The sequence below is a fragment of the Rhodococcus sp. KRD175 genome (genome assembly GCF_017168275.1).
Taxonomy (GTDB): Bacteria; Actinomycetota; Actinomycetes; order Mycobacteriales; family Mycobacteriaceae; genus Rhodococcoides; species Rhodococcoides fascians.
The window spans coordinates 40687-53649 of the sequence record NZ_JABFAQ010000005.1 but is presented as its reverse complement, the minus strand read 5'-3'; the positions used below and the strand labels follow the sequence as shown (position 1 = coordinate 53649).

Below are 12963 nucleotides of genomic sequence, written 5' to 3'. Positions count from 1 at the left end.
GCCGTGGCAGACGCCCGATTCTGCGCAGCGACCTCCCGTGCCCCCGCGGTACAACCCGCCCGTGCCGCTTCGACCGGGCCCGCCGGCCGCCTATCCCGAGGCACAGATGCCGCCCGTTCCGCCCGTCGGGGACGATCGGTCGCAGGCTCAGCCGGCCCAGCAGGCACCCTGGTCCCCGCAGCCGTGGGCAGGTGCCCCGAATCCGTATCGTCCGAGCAGTCAGGACCTGGGTGCCGAATCGCTGCTCAAACGACCCAAGCGCACCTCGTCGTCGGGGTGGCGTCGCGGTGTGCACCGGTTGACCGGTGGCGTCATCAACCCCGGCGAGTCGACGGCCGAGGAGCGCTACCGCAACCAGGTCGATCGCATACGGCAGCCGGTGCTGGGGGACTACCGCATCGCGTTCCTGTCGCTCAAGGGCGGGGTCGGCAAGACGACGACCACTCTGGGTCTGGGGTCGACGTTCGCGTCGCTGCGCGGAGATTGCGTCATTGCCGTCGACGCGAACCCGGATTTCGGGACACTCGGAGAGCGGGTACCGCGTCAGACCGCGTCGACTGTTCGCGACTTGTTGGCCGCAGCCCCGAACATTCGCCGGTATTCCGACATTCGCGCTCATACCTCGCAGGCACCGAGCCGACTGGAAGTGTTGGCCGGTGAGCGGGATCCCTCGGCGTCGGAGATGTTCGGCGAAGAGGACTATCGCGCAGTCATCGACATGCTGCAGGTCTATTACAACCTGATCCTCACCGACTGCGGAACCGGCATCATGCACTCGGCGATGAACGGGGTGCTGCAGCTGGCCAATGCGCTGGTTCTGGTCAGTTCGCCGGCCGTCGACGGGGCACGCAGCGCAGCCGCGACTCTGGACTGGCTGGAACTGCACGGATACGGCCACCTGGTCGAGCGCACGGTCGTGGTGATCAGTTCGGTCCGACCGGGTTCGTCCGCGGTCGACATGAACTTGTTGCAGCAGCACTTCCTGGAACGCTGCCGCGCGGTGCTGGTGGTTCCGTTCGACGAGCACCTCGCCGAGGGGGCCGTGGTCGATCTCGAGAAGCTGCGTCCCCAGACCAGGAGCGCTTTCGTCGAGCTTGCCGCCATGGTTGCGGACGACTTTCCTGCCGCGTCCGGTCGTCACTCCGGCCCTGGGCGCTGACCGTCACCGACCCGGCTCCTGCACGGGTTTCAATCTGATCGGACGGGCACGCACCAGGGCCGTCGGATCGAGGTATTCGCGGCCCCGCTTGATGCCCCAGTGCAGGCATGTCGCCGTGCAGCCGTCGTGTCCCGACGTCAGCGAACCCAGGATGTCGCCGCGTCGTACTCGTGCTCCGGCCCGGACCGCCGCCGTCACGGGTTCGTACGTCGATCGAAGTCCGCCCGGATGGTCCACCGACACCACCGGCTTACCGGCCACGAGGCCTGCGAACACGACCGTGCCGTCGGCGACGGCCAGAACCGAGGTGCCGTCCGCCGCGGCGAGGTCGACCCCGCGATGGCCGGGGAGCCAATCGTGTTCCGGGCGGTCGAACGGTGTCACGACGCGAGGGTGCGGCCGTATCGGCCACGCGAACGAGTCCGATTCGGCTGCCGCGGCCGGCGTGGTCAGCACGATCGCGGCAAGAACGCAGGCGATGCACCCGGTACGAAGAGTGTTCACTCGTCGACGATGGCCTGTGAATGTGCTGGAAAACGAGGCCCAGCACGAATTGTGGACAACCGAAAGATTCGTCCACAGGCACCGGAATCTCTTGACAGTCGGGCCTGGTTATGACGGGGGCCGCCGCAGGTCTACACTCCTTGTTGCGGCCTGTGCGTGCACGGGTCGACTTCGCGCGTCCGCGTCATCGTATCGACTGCCTCGGCAGAGTTCACGATACGAGAACCGGTTGTCGGCGGTCCTGATCCCCCTGTGGTTCAGGTCCGACAACTTCGGCGGTCGCCAGGGCAGAGGTCACCGACACTCTGCGTCAACCGAACCATGAAAGAGAGTTATTCAGCCATGGCTGTAGTAACAATGAAGCAGCTGCTCGACAGCGGCACACACTTCGGACACCAGACCCGTCGCTGGAACCCGAAGATGAAGCGATTCATCTTCACCGACCGCAACGGCATCTACATCATCGACTTGCAGCAGACTCTGACCTTCATCGACAAGGCCTACGAGTTCGTCAAGGAGACGGTCGCCCACGGCGGCACCGTTCTGTTCGTCGGCACCAAGAAGCAGGCACAGGAGTCCATCGCCGCTGAGGCAACTCGCGTGGGCATGCCCTACGTGAACCAGCGCTGGCTCGGTGGCATGCTCACCAACTTCCAGACCGTGCACAAGCGCCTGGTCCGCCTCAAGGAGCTCGAGGCAATGGAGCAGACCGGTGGCTTCGAGGGACGCACCAAGAAGGAAATCCTCATGCTCACGCGTGAGATGACCAAGCTCGATCGCACCCTCGGCGGCATCCGCGACATGGCCAAGGTTCCGTCGGCCATCTGGATCGTCGACACCAACAAGGAGCACATCGCCGTCGGCGAAGCGCGCAAGCTGAAGATCCCGGTCATCGCGATCCTGGACACCAACTGCGATCCCGACGTGGTCGACTACCCGATCCCGGGTAACGACGACGCGATCCGTTCCGCTGCGCTGCTGACCAAGGTCGTCGCATCCGCAGTGGCCGAAGGTGTGCAGGCCCGTGCAGGCCAGAACACCGCAACCGACGCCAAGCCCGAGGTCGGCGCAGGCGAGCCGCTCGCAGAGTGGGAGCTCGAGCAGCTCGCACAGGCGTCCCCGGCCGCTGACGCTCCGGCAGCAGAGGCTCCCGCAGCCGATGCGCCGGCCGCCGACGCCCCGGCAGCAGAAGAAGCACCGGCAGCAGAAGAAGCGCCGGCCGCTCAGGCTTGATCGAATTCGGTCCCGGTTCACCCTCAGGGGTGGGCCGGGGCCGCTTCGGTATGTCAGGGTTGTGATCGGTCCGGCTCCACAGCGAGCCCGTCGATCACGATTCGAGAACAGCACTTTCGTCAACGCCCGTATTCAGACTTTTGAGGAGGCTCGCCCACGATGGCGAACTACACTGCCGCCGACGTCAAGCGGCTCCGCGAGCTCACCGGCTCCGGAATGATGGACTGCAAGAACGCACTCGCCGAGAACGACGGCGACTACGACAAGGCCGTCGAGTACCTGCGTATCAAGGGTGCCAAGGACGTCGGCAAGCGCGCCGAGCGCAACACCGCCGAAGGCCTCGTCGTCGCCGAGGGTGGAGTGCTCGTGGAGATCAACTCCGAGACCGACTTCGTGGCCAAGAACGACGAGTTCCAGACGTTCGCCGCGTCCGTCGCGGCGACGGCTGCAGCAGGCGAGCCTGCTGATGTCGACGCTCTCAAGGCACTCGACCTGAACGGCAAGACCGTCGAGACGGCTCTGAACGAGTTGTCGGCCAAGATCGGCGAGAAGCTCGAAATTCGCCGCGTCGTGTCCTACGACGGCAACACCGCGACCTACCTGCACAAGCGCAGCGCGGACCTGCCGCCTGCCGTCGGCGTGCTGGTCGAGTACACCGGTGACGGCGACGCCGCAGGCGATGCTGCGCGCGCTGCGGCGATGCAGATCGCAGCGCTCAAGGCCAAGTACGTCACCCGTGACGAGGTTCCCGAGGATCTGGTCGCCGCCGAGCGTCGGATCGCAGAAGAAACCGCGCGCGAAGAGGGCAAGCCGGAGCAGGCTCTGCCGAAGATCGTCGAAGGTCGCGTCAACGGATTCTTCAAGGACGTCGTTCTCACCGAGCAGAAGTCGGTTCAGGACGGCAACAAGACCGTCAAGGCCATCCTCGACGAGGCCGGCGTGACCATCACCCGTTTCTCCCGATTCGAGGTCGGCGCCAGCTAGTCTGCGCTCGATCCGATCGAGGCGATGCCGTTCATTCGATTTCATCGAGTGGACGGCATCGTTCGTGCGCGAGGCAGGTCGGAGCCGTGTCCACCGATCGGGTGCCGATAGGGCAGGATGATCGGTGAGTAAACCGTAGTGTTCGACGAGTACCGAGGAGAGCTATGACCGATCCGGCCCCTGACCGTCCCGGGTTCCGACGCGTGATGCTCAAACTGGGTGGGGAGATGTTCGGTGGTGGCCAGGTGGGGCTCGATCCGGATGTCGTGAACAACGTTGCCGAGCAGATCGCCGAGGTGGTGGCCACCGGAGTTCAGGTCGCCGTGGTGATCGGTGGCGGAAACTTCTTCCGCGGTGCCGAATTGCAGCAGCGGGGGATGGACCGATCTCGCTCGGACTACATGGGCATGCTAGGCACGGTCATGAATTGTCTTGCGCTGCAGGATTTTCTGGAAAAGCAGGGTGTTGCCACCAGAGTCCAGACCGCGATCACGATGGGCCAGGTGGCCGAGCCGTACCTCCCGCTGCGCGCGCGACGGCACCTCGAGAAGGGGCGTGTCGTCATCTTCGGCGCAGGTATGGGCATGCCCTACTTCTCGACGGATACGACGGCGGCGCAGCGGGCGCTCGAGATCGGTGCCGAGGTGCTGTTGATGGCCAAGGCCGTCGACGGTGTCTACTCGGCCGATCCACGGCTCGATCCCGACGCGACGATGTTCGACACGATCACCCACCGAGAAGCCCTCGAGCGAGGCCTCAAAGTTGCCGACGCGACTGCCTTCAGCCTCTGCATGGACAATCAGATGCCGATGTTGGTGTTCAATTTGCTGATTCAGGGAAACATTGCTCGCGCCGTGTCGGGCGAGAACATCGGCACGCTGGTCACGTCGTGAATGCCGCCGACACGACCGCGAACGAACCGAGAACGAAGACGATGGAGGACAGATCGTGATTGACGAAGCTCTCTTCGACGCCGAAGAGAAGATGGAAAAGGCCGTATCGGTTGCCCGTGACGATCTGTCCTCGATCCGCACCGGGCGGGCCAACCCGGGAATGTTCTCGCGCATCGTCATCGAGTACTACGGTGCCCCGACGCCGATCACCCAGCTGGCCAGCATCAGCGTGCCGGAGGCGCGATTGGTGGTGATCAAGCCGTACGAGTCGAATCAGCTCGGGCCGATCGAAACCGCTATCCGCAATTCCGATCTCGGCGTCAACCCCACCAACGACGGCAACCTGATTCGTATCGGCGTGCCGCAGCTGACCGAGGAACGACGCCGCGAGTTCGTCAAGCAGGCCAAGGGCAAGGGCGAGGACGCCAAGGTGTCCATTCGCAACGTGCGCCGCAAGACGATGGAAGAGCTCAAGCGCATCCAGAAGGACGGCGAGGCGGGCGAGGACGACGTCGTACGCGCCGAGAACGAGCTCGACAAGACCACCGCGAAGTACACCGCCTCCGTCGACGAACTGGTCAAGCGCAAAGAGGGTGAATTGATGGAGGTCTGACCTCCTTCGATAGTTGCGCAACACGGTGGAACGACGATGAATATCGAGGAGTTGACGACAGTGGTGGGACCGGATCGGCAGGAGGGCAGCGGCACGCCCGCTGGCTCGTCCGGGGTCGCCGCCACGAAGTCCGCCGGCAAGGCGGGTCGAAATCTGCCTGCCGCGATCGGCGTCGGCGGCAGTTTGGGTATCGGGTTGATCCTCGTGCTCGTGTTCGTGCCGCTGGTATGGATCGGTGTCGTGGCCGTGGCGTTGGCCGTCGCGACGTACGAGGTGTCCAAGCGGCTCCGCGAGGGCGGTGTTCTCGTTCCGCGTATCCCGCTGATCCTCGGTGGTCAGGCCATGATCTGGCTGGGCTGGCCGTTCGGTGCCGTCGGAGTGCTCAGTGCGGCTGTGGGCACCGTCGTGGTCTGCATGGTGTGGCTGTTGCTGAGACAAGGCTTCGGTACTGCTCCCAAGAACTATCTCGAAGAACTCTCCGTCACCGTTCTGGTGGCGTGTTGGCTACCACTGTTGGCCTCGTTCGCCGTTCTGATGGTCCTGCAGGACAACGGTGCCGGTCGCATCCTGGTCTTCGTCATCGGCGTCGTGTGCTCGGATGTCGGTGGTTACATCGCCGGTGTGCTGTTCGGCAAGCACCCGATGGCACCGGCCATCAGCCCGAAGAAGTCCTGGGAAGGGCTGGTCGGATCGCTCATCTTCTGCGTCATCGGTTGCCTGCTGACGGTGACCCTGATTCTCGAGGCCAACTCGATGATCGGTGTCCTGCTAGGAGTCGTGCTGGTCGTGACGGGAACACTGGGCGACCTCATCGAATCGCAGGTCAAGCGCGACCTTCGAATCAAGGACATGGGCTCGTTGCTGCCCGGCCACGGCGGCATCATGGACAGACTCGACTCGTTGCTGCCCTCTGCGTTCGTTGCGTGGCTCGTCTTCACCGTGTTGCTCTGACCGACTCCGCCGGACGATGAGCGGTGATCGCGGCGGGGTGATTCCCAGTCCCAACATCTGGCACTGGCCGCATCTGTACGAGGCGGAGAACAGGGCTCAGGACGTCGACGGCGCTGTGTTCGCGTCCATTCGATCGACCGTCGATTGGACGGCCGAGAACGTCGTGGACGTGGGCTGCGGCAGCGGTTTCCATCTTCCGATCTTCGCTGCGGACGCCCGGTACGTCATCGGTGTGGAACCGCACGCCCCATTGGTGGCCGCAGCCCGCACGCGCGTCGAGTCACTTGCGAACGTCGCCGTGCGTGCGGGTAGAGCGGACGCGCTGCCCGTCGACACAGGTTCGGTCGATCTCGTCCACGCGCGAACCGCGTATTTCTTCGGCCCCGGCTGCGGCCCGGGTATCAGCGAAGCGATGCGAGTTCTGCGGCCCGGAGGGGCGTTGGTGGTCGTGGACCTCGACGCCACGTCGTCTCCGTACGGGGACTGGATGCGTGCGGATCTCCCGCACTACGATCCTGCGGCCGTCGAGGCGTTCTTCGATGCCCAGGGATTCGAGATGCGACGCGTCGACACGAGGTGGGCGTTTCCCGACCGCCGGGTTTTGCGGGATGTGCTGGGAATCGAGTTCTCACCGCGGGTAGCGCGCGCTGCGGCACGGCAGGTCGACGGCCTCACCCTGAATGTGCGCTATCGCATCCACGTTCGATACAAGCCGACCGGCGTCGAGTCGATCTGAGCCTGGCTCGGCAGCGAGCGATCAGGACGCGGCGGAGATTCCGAAGATTCGAGCCAGTTCGTTGATCTTGAGAGCCTTTGCCAGACGCGGCAGATCGCTGCCGTCCTTGACGTGAGCACCGTCGGCACCGAGAGCGTCGATGACATCGTGAGCCCAGGACACGTCTGTCGGGGAGGGGGCCAGTTCGCGGTTGACGATGGCCACCTGATCGGTGTGCATACAGAGTTTGCCTGCCATGCCCATCGAGAGCGTCAGGGCTGCATCGCGCCCGAGGATGCTGTCGTTCGCGGTCAGTGTCGGACCGTCGATGGGTCCGGGTAGTCGTGCGACGCGCGAGGAGACGACCAGTCGCGAGCGCGGGTAGGCCATGGCGAGCGGGTCGTCGCTCATGCCCGTGTCGCGTCGGAAGTCGCCGCTGCCGAAGGCGAGACGGAATGTCGAGTCCGCGCGCGCGATTTCGGTGGCGGCCTCGAGTCCTGCTGCCGATTCGACCAGCGCGAGGATCGGGGTGCCGTCGGCGAGGCGGGCGGCTGTCGCCTCGACCTGACCGCCGCTCTCGGTCTTCGCGAGCATGACCCCCACCAGGCCGGGCAGCCCGGACAACGCGGCAAGATCGTCGGCCCAGTACGGGGTCGTCGCGTCGTTGACGCGCACCCAGGCCGAGTTGCCCTCGCTCAGCCAGCGCACGACGGTCTCGCGAGCAGCAGGCTTCTTCGCCGGAGCGACTGCGTCCTCGATGTCGAGAATGACGGCGTCGACACCGGATGCGACAGCAGCGTCGAACGTATCGGGCTTGGTGGCCGGAACCAACAGCCACGATCGTGCGCGGTCGGGTGCAACGCCGGATGCCACCGGTGTCTCCATGAAAGTAGTCACGTCATGCTCCTCGAGTGAAGTCGGGCACCGCCAACCTTATCGATTCAGAGCATCGGTGCCAGCTTCTGTACATAGTGTTCACGAACCGTGACGCTGGTTCTTCTTCGCTGCGCGCCGGACCTGCAGGATTCGGGCACCGCCGGCCATGGCCATCACCAGCGCGCCCGCGATCGCGGCCAGCAGCATGCTGATTCCGAGGGGTAGGTCGAGCTGCCAGGCGAAGATCTGGACGGTGACCGAGTCGAGGTTCTGCACGATGAACACCAGGAGAACGACAAGGACGACGGCCCCGACCACCAGGCCGGTCCAGAGGGCGGCGGTGCGGGTGTGCGCCACATCGGTGGGGGTGTGCTGCTGTTCCGGAACGAACTCGGGGTCGGGCGCGGAATGGCCGTCCGAATCCGGGGTGGTGATCGGGGTGAGGTCGCCGGCGGCACTCGTCGGCCGGTCGAACCCCGGCTTGGTCGACGCCGATGTGTCGAACGGTGCCTCGTTGCTGTCGTCTGCTCTGGTGGCCATGTCGATGATCCTTTCGCACGCGTGGTCCGAATGCACGCGCAATCGGTCCCGGCGTCGATACCCGTCAGGGCACCGTCGAAAACCGTCGCGAATAGGACTGTGAGCAGAACGGGTGGACAATGGTGGGTATGGAGTTGAGCCAGCAGGAACGACGCGGGGGTCGAGCATGAGTGATTCCGCAGCCGCAACGGACAGCACGACCGAGCAGAAGAGACCGAATCTTCCGCTGGTCTTCACAGCTCCGCGTCGGGGAATGCCGTCGCGTCACCTCGCCGACCTGGACAAAAAGGGCCTGCGTGAGGCAGTGAAGGCACTCGGTCTACCGGCATTCCGGGCCGACCAACTTGCGCGGCACTACTACGCGCGGCTCGAGGCCGACACCACCAAGATGACCGATCTTCCGGCCGAGGCTCGGGAGAAGGTCGGTGCCGATCTCTTTCCCACCTTGCTGACGCCGATCAAGCACTTGGCGTGTGATGACGGTGACACTCGAAAGACCCTGTGGAAGGCCAACGACGGGACTCTGCTCGAGAGTGTTCTCATGCGGTATCCGGATCGCGCGACGCTGTGCATCTCGAGTCAGGCCGGTTGCGGAATGGCATGTCCGTTCTGCGCCACCGGTCAGGCCGGCCTGACGCGGAACCTGTCGACGGCCGAGATCGTCGATCAGGTCCGTTCGGCGGCCGCGGACATGCGCGACGGCGTCGTCCCCGGCGGTGAGGGTCGTCTGTCGAACGTCGTGTTCATGGGGATGGGCGAGCCGCTGGCCAACTACAAGCGCGTTGTCGCGGCAGTGCGCAAGATCGTCTCACCAGCCCCCGGCGGGCTGGGACTGTCACAGCGTTCGGTCACCGTGTCGACGGTCGGCCTTGCTCCGGCCATTCGAAAGCTGGCCGACGAGGGTCTGTCGGTGACCTTGGCCGTGTCTCTGCACACGCCGGACGATGAGCTGCGAGACACGTTGGTCCCGGTCAACAATCGTTGGTCGGTGGCGGAGGTTCTCTCCGCTGCCCGGTACTACGCCGATCAGACCGGTCGACGCGTCTCGATCGAGTACGCGATGATCCGGGACGTCAACGATCAGCCGTGGCGAGCGGACATGCTGGGCAAGAAGCTGCACAAAGCGCTCGGATCCCGGGTACACGTCAACCTGATTCCCCTCAACCCGACTCCGGGTAGCGAGTGGGATGCCAGCCCGAAGCCGGTGGAGCGGGAGTTCGTTCGACGGGTCATCGCGCAGGGCGTGTCGTGCACCGTGCGCGATACCCGTGGTCAGGAGATCGCAGCGGCGTGCGGTCAGCTCGCCGCCGAGAACTGAGCCGCTAGCGGGGCTTGCGGCGGACGATGACGTCGCGCACGACGAGTCCGACCAGCGCCACGGCAAATCCGACCAACCACAGGTCCTCGACCTTGCCGGTGTGATTTCCGATGATCATGAACAGCAGGAACGCGGCAACGACGATGGCTGCGACGCGCATCGCCTTGTTCGACTCGCCGCTCCATCCCCACGCGGCGGACGGCACCTCGGGCACCTCGTTGCGGGTATCGACGACCGGGTCGTACGAAGCGGATTCCAGTTCGGTATTTGCCACCGGTCGATCCTCTCGGGTGATGCGTTCACGTGGGTCCCGGCACGAACGGTGCCAGACGCGTTGTCGGAACAATATTGGCATACGACCGCCCGTCGTAGTGATCAGGGTTGCATCGCTCACCCAGCGCGTGTGTGGGCTCGAATGAGAGACTGCGGCGGTGACCCCCGAGCGCCTTCCCCATCGTCCGAGTCGGTCCCCGCTGAGCTATCCCCGCGACATGGTCGGTTACGGCCGCACGCCGCCGCTCGCGCAGTGGCCGGGTGAGGCGAACATCGCCGTCCAGTTCGTCCTCAATTACGAGGAGGGTGCCGAGAACAACGTGCTCGAAGGCGACACGAAGTCCGAGACGTTCCTGTCGGAAATGATCGGCGCACAGGCGTTTCCGAATCGACACATGAGCATGGAATCGCTCTACGAGTACGGATCCAGAGCCGGAGTGTGGCGCGTGCTGCGCGCATTCGAGAAGCGTGGGTTACCGCTGACGGTGTTCGCGGTCGCCAAGGCCATGGAGCGGAACCCGGAAGTGGTTGCGGCACTGCTGGAGTTGGACCACGAGATCGCATGTCACGGCTTGCGGTGGTTGTCGTATCAGCAGATCGACGCGAACGTCGAGCGCGAGCACATGGCGGAGGCCGTGACCATCCTGCGCGAGCTGACGGGGTCTGCGCCACTGGGGTGGTACACCGGGCGCGACTCTCCGAACACCCGATCGCTCGTGGTGGAGCACGGCGGATTCGTGTACGACTCCGACTCCTATGCAGACGATCTGCCGTACTGGGAGAAGGTGCCCCGAGACGCCGGGGTCGTCGATCACCTGGTGGTGCCGTACACCCTGGACACCAACGACATGCGTTTCGCATCGCCGGGAGGATTCTCGACGGGCGACGAGTTCTACGCGCATCTACGTGACGCCTTCGACGTTCTCTATGCCGAGGGCGCGAGTGGGAGTCCCAAGATGCTCTCGGTCGGACTTCACTGCCGGCTGGTGGGCAGGCCGGCCCGCATGGCTGCACTGGAACGTTTCCTCGATCACGTGCAGTCGCACGACAAGGTCTGGGTCGCGAAGAGAATCGACATCGCCGAACACTGGCGAGCTGTGCACCCGCCCGAGGCCTGAGTCAGTCGGCCTGTCGGCACGCGGATGCCAGCGCGCTCAGATAGCGGTCGGTGAATGCTGCCTGGACGCGTCTGCCCACCGGGCCGCCGAGCTTGGTGTACCAGCGACCGGGACGCGAGAACGCCGATATGTGGGCGGTGACGGCACCGTCCGCGGGGGAGTAGTCGACGTAGAAGAGTTCTTCGCCGGACTCGGGATGCCCGTCGAGTGTTCCGTAGGCGAAACCCTGACGGTTCGCCTCGTCGATGACGTAGACCACACGACACGGAATGCGCACCGGTCCGAGTGTGAGAACGACCACCGAGTCGGGCACAGCGGTCTCGGCCTCGGAACGGACCTTCAGTCCTGCTCCTCGGTGCATGTCCCATCGCATCAACGCATCGGCCGCCGCCACGAAGTCGTCCAGCCCCGATCCCACGACCCTCGACATCGTGACGTGGTGGTATCCGGTGGGCAGTGGGCCGGCGGTGGCCCCCGCATCGTCGTAATTGAACGGTGCCGAGCGGTACTTCGAGAAGTCCATGCACCCCAGCGTGCCAGCCTGCGTCGGCACATAGGGGTTTCTCAGCCTCGGTAGGCAACAATGGACCGGTGCCAGACCATCGTGAGCGAACGACCAACTCGGATCGCCCCGAGCCGATACGTGTGCTGTTGCTGGGAAGTACCGGGTCGATCGGAACCCAAGCGCTCGACGTCATCGCCGCCAACCCGGACCGCTTCGTCGTGGTCGGGCTGGCTGCGGGCGGTGGAAACATCGAACTACTCCGTCGCCAGATCGCGGAGACCGGTGTCCGACGGGTAGCCGTCGCCCAGCCCGAGGCCGCCGCCGAGCTCGATTTCCCCGGAGTGCTGAGTGGTCCGCGAGCAGTGACCGAGCTGGTCGAGTCGACCCCGGCGGACGTCGTGCTCAATGCCCTCGTGGGTTCTCTCGGCCTCGAACCGACCCTGGCCGCGCTGAACAGCGGTGCGCGCCTGGCGTTGGCCAACAAGGAATCCCTGGTCGCCGGAGGCGAGCTGGTTCTCGCCGCCGCAGCCCCCGGTCAGATCGTGCCGGTCGACTCCGAGCACTCCGCGCTCGCCCAATGCCTGCGCAGCGGTACGCGCGGCGAGGTGGATCGACTGGTTCTCACTGCATCGGGAGGTCCGTTTCGAGGGTGGAGCGAGAGCGAACTGAAGTCGGTCACGCCGGAGCAGGCCGCCGCGCATCCCACCTGGTCGATGGGGCCGATGAACACGTTGAACTCGGCGACACTGGTCAACAAAGGTCTGGAACTGATCGAGGCGCACCTGCTGTTCGGTGTGCCCTACGAGAAGATCGACGTCACCGTGCACCGGCAGTCCATCGTGCACTCGATGGTGACGTTCGTCGACGGTTCGACCATCGCTCAGGCCAGTCCACCGGACATGAAGTTGCCGATCGGGCTCGCCCTCGGCTGGCCGGATCGAGTGCCCGACGTCGCCCGTGCACTCGACTTCACGACCGCATTCTCCTGGGACTTCGAGCCACTCGACGACCGAGTGTTTCCGGCGGTGCAGCTGGCGCGTGAGGCCGGGATCATGGGTGGGTGCATGACTGCGGTGTACAACGCGTCCAACGAAATTGCCGCGGAAGCGTTCCTGGCCGACAGGATCGAATTTCCGCAGATCGTCGAGACGGTGCGCGCGGTATTGGGCGACGGCGGGCAGGACTGGTCGACGGCTCCCAGGGACGTCGACGACGTACTCGCGGCGGACTCCTGGGCCCGGGCCCACGCCCGTGAACTACTGAAATCGAAAGGCCTCTGAC

The 12963-nt window shown here is 65.0% G+C and carries 15 protein-coding genes; 10 read left to right on the top strand and 5 right to left on the bottom strand.

Annotated features, from left to right (window positions below):
* The first annotated feature begins 106 nt into the window (after positions 1-106).
* Positions 107-1159: a MinD/ParA family protein gene (locus J1M81_RS08380; protein WP_206498046.1), complete on the top strand. Its 1053-nt coding sequence runs from the start codon at positions 107-109 to the stop codon at positions 1157-1159.
* Positions 1160-1162: 3 nt separating this feature from the next.
* Here J1M81_RS08380 and J1M81_RS08375 read toward each other — a convergent pair whose 3' ends face one another.
* Positions 1163-1663 (bottom strand): M23 family metallopeptidase, encoded by a 501-nt coding sequence (locus J1M81_RS08375; protein WP_094717595.1) that lies wholly within the window; start codon positions 1661-1663, stop codon positions 1163-1165.
* A 342-nt stretch (positions 1664-2005) separates the two neighbouring features.
* Here J1M81_RS08375 and rpsB point away from each other — a divergent pair, with 342 nt between their 5' ends.
* The 6 genes from rpsB (at position 2006) to J1M81_RS08345 (ending at position 7073) form a co-directional block, all read left to right on the top strand.
* On the top strand, positions 2006-2896 hold the full coding sequence (gene rpsB / locus J1M81_RS08370) for a 30S ribosomal protein S2 (RefSeq protein ID WP_032366407.1): 891 nt from the start codon (positions 2006-2008) through the stop codon (positions 2894-2896).
* Positions 2897-3055: 159 nt separating this feature from the next.
* Positions 3056-3880: a translation elongation factor Ts gene (gene tsf / locus J1M81_RS08365; protein WP_027496703.1), complete on the top strand. Its 825-nt coding sequence runs from the start codon at positions 3056-3058 to the stop codon at positions 3878-3880.
* A gap of 164 nt (positions 3881-4044) precedes the next feature.
* Positions 4045-4773, top strand: a complete 729-nt coding sequence (gene pyrH / locus J1M81_RS08360; RefSeq protein WP_027496704.1) for a UMP kinase — start codon at positions 4045-4047, stop codon at positions 4771-4773.
* A gap of 55 nt (positions 4774-4828) precedes the next feature.
* The gene (gene frr, locus J1M81_RS08355) at positions 4829-5386 is read left to right on the top strand and encodes a ribosome recycling factor (RefSeq protein ID WP_027496705.1); all 558 of its coding nucleotides are present in this window, start codon (positions 4829-4831) and stop codon (positions 5384-5386) included.
* Between the two features lie 36 nt (positions 5387-5422).
* Entirely contained in the window at positions 5423-6337 is a 915-nt protein-coding gene (locus tag J1M81_RS08350; RefSeq protein ID WP_027496706.1) for a phosphatidate cytidylyltransferase, read from the top strand.
* Between the two features lie 16 nt (positions 6338-6353).
* Positions 6354-7073, top strand: coding sequence for a class I SAM-dependent methyltransferase (locus tag J1M81_RS08345; protein WP_197077486.1), 720 nt, complete (start codon positions 6354-6356; stop codon positions 7071-7073).
* 21 nt (positions 7074-7094) lie between these two features.
* On the opposite strand, the gene J1M81_RS08340 is transcribed toward J1M81_RS08345, so the two are convergent.
* Both J1M81_RS08340 and J1M81_RS08335 read right to left on the bottom strand, forming a co-directional pair.
* Positions 7095-7937 carry a CoA ester lyase gene (locus J1M81_RS08340; RefSeq protein ID WP_032366409.1) on the bottom strand — a complete coding sequence of 281 codons (843 nt, stop codon included), beginning with the start codon at positions 7935-7937 and terminating at the stop codon, positions 7095-7097.
* Between the two features lie 90 nt (positions 7938-8027).
* On the bottom strand, positions 8028-8468 hold the full coding sequence (locus J1M81_RS08335) for a lipopolysaccharide assembly LapA domain-containing protein (RefSeq protein ID WP_032372845.1): 441 nt from the start codon (positions 8466-8468) through the stop codon (positions 8028-8030).
* A 166-nt stretch (positions 8469-8634) separates the two neighbouring features.
* Here J1M81_RS08335 and rlmN point away from each other — a divergent pair, with 166 nt between their 5' ends.
* Positions 8635-9786: a 23S rRNA (adenine(2503)-C(2))-methyltransferase RlmN gene (gene rlmN, locus J1M81_RS08330; RefSeq protein WP_206497920.1), complete on the top strand. Its 1152-nt coding sequence runs from the start codon at positions 8635-8637 to the stop codon at positions 9784-9786.
* Between the two features lie 4 nt (positions 9787-9790).
* On the opposite strand, the gene J1M81_RS08325 is transcribed toward rlmN, so the two are convergent.
* Complete coding sequence (locus J1M81_RS08325; protein ID WP_027496710.1) at positions 9791-10060, bottom strand: DUF2631 domain-containing protein; 270 nt, start codon at positions 10058-10060, stop codon at positions 9791-9793.
* Positions 10061-10277: 217 nt separating this feature from the next.
* Between J1M81_RS08325 and puuE the strand changes: the two genes are divergently transcribed.
* Positions 10278-11177 carry an allantoinase PuuE gene (gene puuE, locus J1M81_RS08320; RefSeq protein WP_206498045.1) on the top strand — a complete coding sequence of 300 codons (900 nt, stop codon included), beginning with the start codon at positions 10278-10280 and terminating at the stop codon, positions 11175-11177.
* Position 11178: 1 nt separating this feature from the next.
* Here puuE and J1M81_RS08315 read toward each other — a convergent pair whose 3' ends face one another.
* The gene (locus J1M81_RS08315; RefSeq protein WP_032366411.1) at positions 11179-11700 is read right to left on the bottom strand and encodes a DUF1990 family protein; all 522 of its coding nucleotides are present in this window, start codon (positions 11698-11700) and stop codon (positions 11179-11181) included.
* Positions 11701-11822: 122 nt separating this feature from the next.
* Here J1M81_RS08315 and dxr point away from each other — a divergent pair, with 122 nt between their 5' ends.
* Entirely contained in the window at positions 11823-12962 is a 1140-nt protein-coding gene (gene dxr / locus J1M81_RS08310) for a 1-deoxy-D-xylulose-5-phosphate reductoisomerase (RefSeq protein WP_032372843.1), read from the top strand.
* Position 12963 lies beyond the last annotated feature (1 nt).